4 protein-coding genes and 1 pseudogene are annotated in these 4,027 nt (G+C 74.1%); 3 read left to right on the plus strand and 2 right to left on the minus strand.

The features are described 5' to 3' along the window. Positions 1 to 189: pseudogene (locus C1I97_RS32885) on the plus strand (MFS transporter); the annotation flags it as partial. 92 nt (positions 190 to 281) lie between these two features. On the opposite strand, the gene C1I97_RS32890 reads toward C1I97_RS32885, so the two are convergent. After that, positions 282 to 959 carry an ArsR/SmtB family transcription factor gene (locus tag C1I97_RS32890; RefSeq protein ID WP_111006685.1) on the minus strand — a complete coding sequence of 226 codons (678 nt, stop codon included), beginning with the start codon at positions 957 to 959 and terminating at the stop codon, positions 282 to 284. A 47-nt stretch (positions 960 to 1,006) separates the two neighbouring features. Between C1I97_RS32890 and C1I97_RS32895 the strand changes: the two genes are divergently transcribed. Together C1I97_RS32895 and C1I97_RS32900 are read left to right on the plus strand one after the other, a co-directional pair. After that, positions 1,007 to 2,449, plus strand: coding sequence for an MBL fold metallo-hydrolase (locus C1I97_RS32895; protein WP_258382849.1), 1,443 nt, complete (start codon positions 1,007 to 1,009; stop codon positions 2,447 to 2,449). Beyond that, positions 2,446 to 3,729 (plus strand): MFS transporter, encoded by a 1,284-nt coding sequence (locus C1I97_RS32900; RefSeq protein ID WP_111006687.1) that lies wholly within the window; start codon positions 2,446 to 2,448, stop codon positions 3,727 to 3,729. Before C1I97_RS32895 ends, C1I97_RS32900 begins: the two co-directional genes overlap by 4 nt. On the opposite strand, the gene C1I97_RS32905 is transcribed toward C1I97_RS32900, so the two are convergent. After that, entirely contained in the window at positions 3,683 to 4,018 is a 336-nt protein-coding gene (locus C1I97_RS32905; RefSeq protein ID WP_258382850.1) for a ribosomal maturation YjgA family protein, read from the minus strand. The genes C1I97_RS32900 and C1I97_RS32905 overlap by 47 nt on opposite strands. Positions 4,019 to 4,027 lie beyond the last annotated feature (9 nt).

Consider the following 4,027-nt stretch of genomic DNA (forward strand, 5'->3'; position numbering starts at 1 on the left):
GTCCTGGTCGTCTCCCAGGTCCTCAGCGGCGCCGGCCTGGCCGCCGGGATCACCGTCGGCGCGCTGCTCGCCCAGGACATGCTCGGCTCCACCGGCCTCGCCGGCCTGCCCAGCGCCCTGTTCACCGCCGGGTCCGCCCTCGCCGCCGTCGTCGTCGGCCGTATCTCCCAGGCCCGCGGACGCCGCCCCGCCCGGCGTGCCCGGCGTGTCCGTCAGGGGCGAGTCCGCGGTGTCGTCCCGCGCCCGTGTCCGCGCGGGCGGGGAAGGTCTACCTGATCCGGTCATGCCAGGTCCCCGGTGTCGACGGGCATCTCGGCCAGGCGCCATTCGAGCATGCCGTCGTCGAGGCGGATCGCCCGCCGGCCGCGGTCGGTCAGCAGGCGGACCGCGTCGTAGGCGAGGACGCAGTATGCGCCGCGGCAGTACACGACGATCTCCGTGGCCTCGGGCAGTTCGTTGATGCGGTCGGCCAGTTCGTCGACCGGGATGGAGACGGCACCGGGGATGTGTCCGGCCAGGTACTCCTCCACCGGGCGGACGTCCAGCACCACCACGTCCCCAGCCTCGACGCGGGCGCGCAGCTCCTCGCGGGTGACCTCCAGGGCGCCGTCGTCGCCGAGATAGGCGTCGCGGGCCCCGGGCACGGCGGCCTGGTGGTTCTCGGCGACCTTGCGCAGCAGCGCGAACAGCTGGGCGACGTCGTCGCCGGCGAGCCGGTAGTGGATACGCACCCCCTCGCGGCGCGTCGCGACGAACCCGGCCTGCTTGAGCGTCTGCAGATGCGCCGAGGCGGTCGTCAGGTTCAGCCCGGCCGCCTTCGCCAGGGCATCCACGGTCCGCTCGCCCTGGGCGAGCAGGTCGAGCAGTTCCAGGCGCTTTCCGCTGGCCAGCGCCTTGCCGCTGGCCGCGAACGCGTCGTAGAGGTGCGCCTTCGAGCCCGCGTGAGTGGTCTCCACCATGCAATCCTCCATGAATCCATGGAATATTGTAGGTGAAGGGGGGTGCGGTGACCACACCGCCCGCGCCGCCGCCCGCACACCCCCTCACCACACCTCTCTCCAGATCCTGGAGGACCGCAGTGGGCTTCGCCGACGACCATCTGATCCCGCTGGTCGACGAAGGGCTGGGCAACAGCGCCTACCTCGTCGACCTGGGTGACGGCCGCGCCCTGACCGTGGACGCCGAGCGCGACCTGCGCACCGTGCACGCCGCCGCCACCCGGCGCGGTCTGCGCGTCGCCTACGCGGCCGACACCCACCTGCACGCCGACTTCCTCTCCGGCGCCCTCCAGCTCGGCCACGACCACGGGGCCACCGTGCTCGCCTCCGCCGCCGGCCACCGCGGCTTCGACCACCGGGGCCTCACGGACGGTGAGGAAGTGGATCTCGGCGGGCTGACGCTGCGCGCCCTGGCCACCCCCGGGCACACCGACGAGCACCTGTCCTTCCTGCTCCTCGACGGCGATCGCCTGCTCGGGGTGTTCACCGGCGGCTCACTGATCGTGAACTCCGCCGCCCGCACCGACCTCCTCGGCGCCGACCGGACCGAGGAACTCGCCCGCGCCCAGTACCGGTCCCTGAGGCGGCTGGCCCGGCTGCCGGACGAGGCGGCGGTGTGGCCCACCCACGGAGCCGGCTCGTTCTGCTCGGCCCCGCCCGGCACCGGGCGCACCACCACCATCGGCGCCCAGAGGCAGACCAACCCGCTGCTGGCCGCACCCGACGAGGACGCCTTCGTCCGGCAGTTGACAGCGAGCCTCGGCACCTACCCGGCCTACTTCGAACGGCTCGCCGAGGCCAACCGGCGCGGCCCCGCCGTCCTGACCGCCGCCCCGGCGCTGCCCGCCCTCGATGCCGGACAGGTCGGTGCCCTGCTCGCCGGCGGCGGCCACGTGGTCGACGTCCGCCCCGCGGCCGACTACGCCGCCGGCCACATACCCGGATCCCTCTCCATTCCGCTGCGCGACCAGTTCGCCACCTGGCTGGGCTGGCTCCTGCCCGCCGAGGCCCCCCTCGCCTTCGTCACCGGCGAGAACCAGGACCTGGGCGAGATCGCCTGGCAGGCGTACAAGATCGGCTACGAGCGGCTCGCCGGACACCTCGTGGGAGGCATGAGCGCGTGGACCGCCGACGGGCGCGCTCGGGCCACCACCGCGTTCGTCACGCCCGACCGGGCCCCGCAGGCCCCGTACATCGACGTCCGGCAGAAGGCCGAGTACACCGCCGGGCACGTCCCCGGCGCCCTCCACCTCGAACTCGGCACCCTCGCCGCCCACGCCGCCGACGCACCCGACGGAGCGGTCGTCGCCTGCGGGCACGGCGAGCGCGCGATGACCGCCGCCGGCATCCTGGAACGCGCCGGCCGCACCGGCCTGACCGTCCTCGACGGCGGCCCCGAGGAGTACGCCGCCGCCCACGGCCGGCATCTCACCGAAGGCGGCGCCCGGTGAGCACGAGAGCCACGGCCGCGGCAAGGCCCGTACAGCTCGGGCTGCGGGAGAACTGGCTGCAGTTCACCCTGCTCGTCGTCGTCAACGTCTGCGTCGGCGGCCTGGTCGGCCTGGAGCGCACCACCGTCCCGCTCATCGGCTCGCGCGTCTTCGGCCTGACCAGCGACCTGGCCGTCTTCTCCTTCATCATCGCCTTCGGCCTCACCAAGGCCCTCACCAACCTCGCCGCCGGCGCGCTCACGGCCCGCTTCCGCCGCAAGCAACTCCTGGTGGCCGGCTGGCTCATCGGCGTGCCCGTCCCCTTCGCGCTCGCATGGGCACCGTCCTGGGGCCTGATCGTCGCCGCCAACGTGCTGCTCGGCCTCAACCAGGGCCTGACCTGGTCGATGACCGTCAACATGAAGATCGACCTCGTCGGCCCCGCACGCCGGGGACTGGCCACCGGCCTCAACGAAGCGGCCGGCTACACCGCCGTCGGCGCCACCGCCCTGGTCACCGGCTACCTCGCCACCGCCTACGGCCTGCGCCCCGCCCCCGAACTCATCGGCGTCGTCTTCGTCGTCGCCGGGCTCGCCCTGTCCCTGGTCGTGCGCGACACCGCCGCCCACGTCGCCCTCGAGGTCTCCCGGCACACCACGCCCCTGCCCACCGGCGAGAGCACCGGTCCGGCCGCCGTGTTCGCCAGGGCCTCCTGGCGCAACCGCTCCCTGCGCGGCGCCAGCCAGGCCGGACTGGTCAACAACCTCAACGACGGTCTCACCTGGGGCGTCTTCCCCCTGCTCTTCACCGACCACGGCCTGGGGCTCGCGGCCGTCGGTCTGATCAAGGGGCTGTACCCCATCCTCTGGGGCGTCGGGCAGATCCCCACCGGTCACCTCGCCGACCGCATCGGCCGCAAGCCCCTCATCGTCGCCGGCATGCTCGTCCAGGCCGCCGGTTTCGTCCTCGCGCTCGTCCTGCTCGCCAGGCCCCTGCTCGCCGGCGTCCTCTCCGCCGTTGTCCTCGGCCTCGGCACCGCCATGGTCTACCCCGCCCTCATCGCCGCGGTCTCCGACCACGCCCACCCCGCCTGGCGGGCCAACGCCCTCGGCACCTACCGCTTCTGGCGCGACATCGGCTACGCCGCCGGCGCCCTGGTGGCCGGCGTCCTCGCCGACGCCTTCGGCCTGAACGCCACCGTCGTCGCCGCGGCGGCCCTCACCGCCGCCTCGGGCCTGCTCGCCGACCGCTGGATCACCGACAGCGCCCACGGCCGGGGCTCCCGGCACGTCGACCGGTGACGGAGCCCGCCGCGGTGTGGACGAGCCAGCCCGCCGCCGCGCCGACCGCGTACCAGAACAGGTCGGGCGGATTGAAAGTGGAACCGAGCACGAGGCGGGCGACGGCACTGCGCCGGGAGAGCTCCGCCGGCACCTCGCTGAGCTGGAGGAACTCGACCCCCCAGCTGACCGCCAGCGCGCTCGCGGCGGCCGTCAGGGGTGTTGCCCGGGGCACCACCACGACGACCAGGGACAGGGCGAGCCCGGCGACGACGAAGACGACGCCGATGAGTTCGGGGGCGGGGCGCAGGCCGTAGGC

This window comes from Streptomyces sp. NTH33, assembly GCF_003236365.1.
GTDB lineage: Bacteria > Actinomycetota > Actinomycetes > Streptomycetales > Streptomycetaceae > Streptomyces.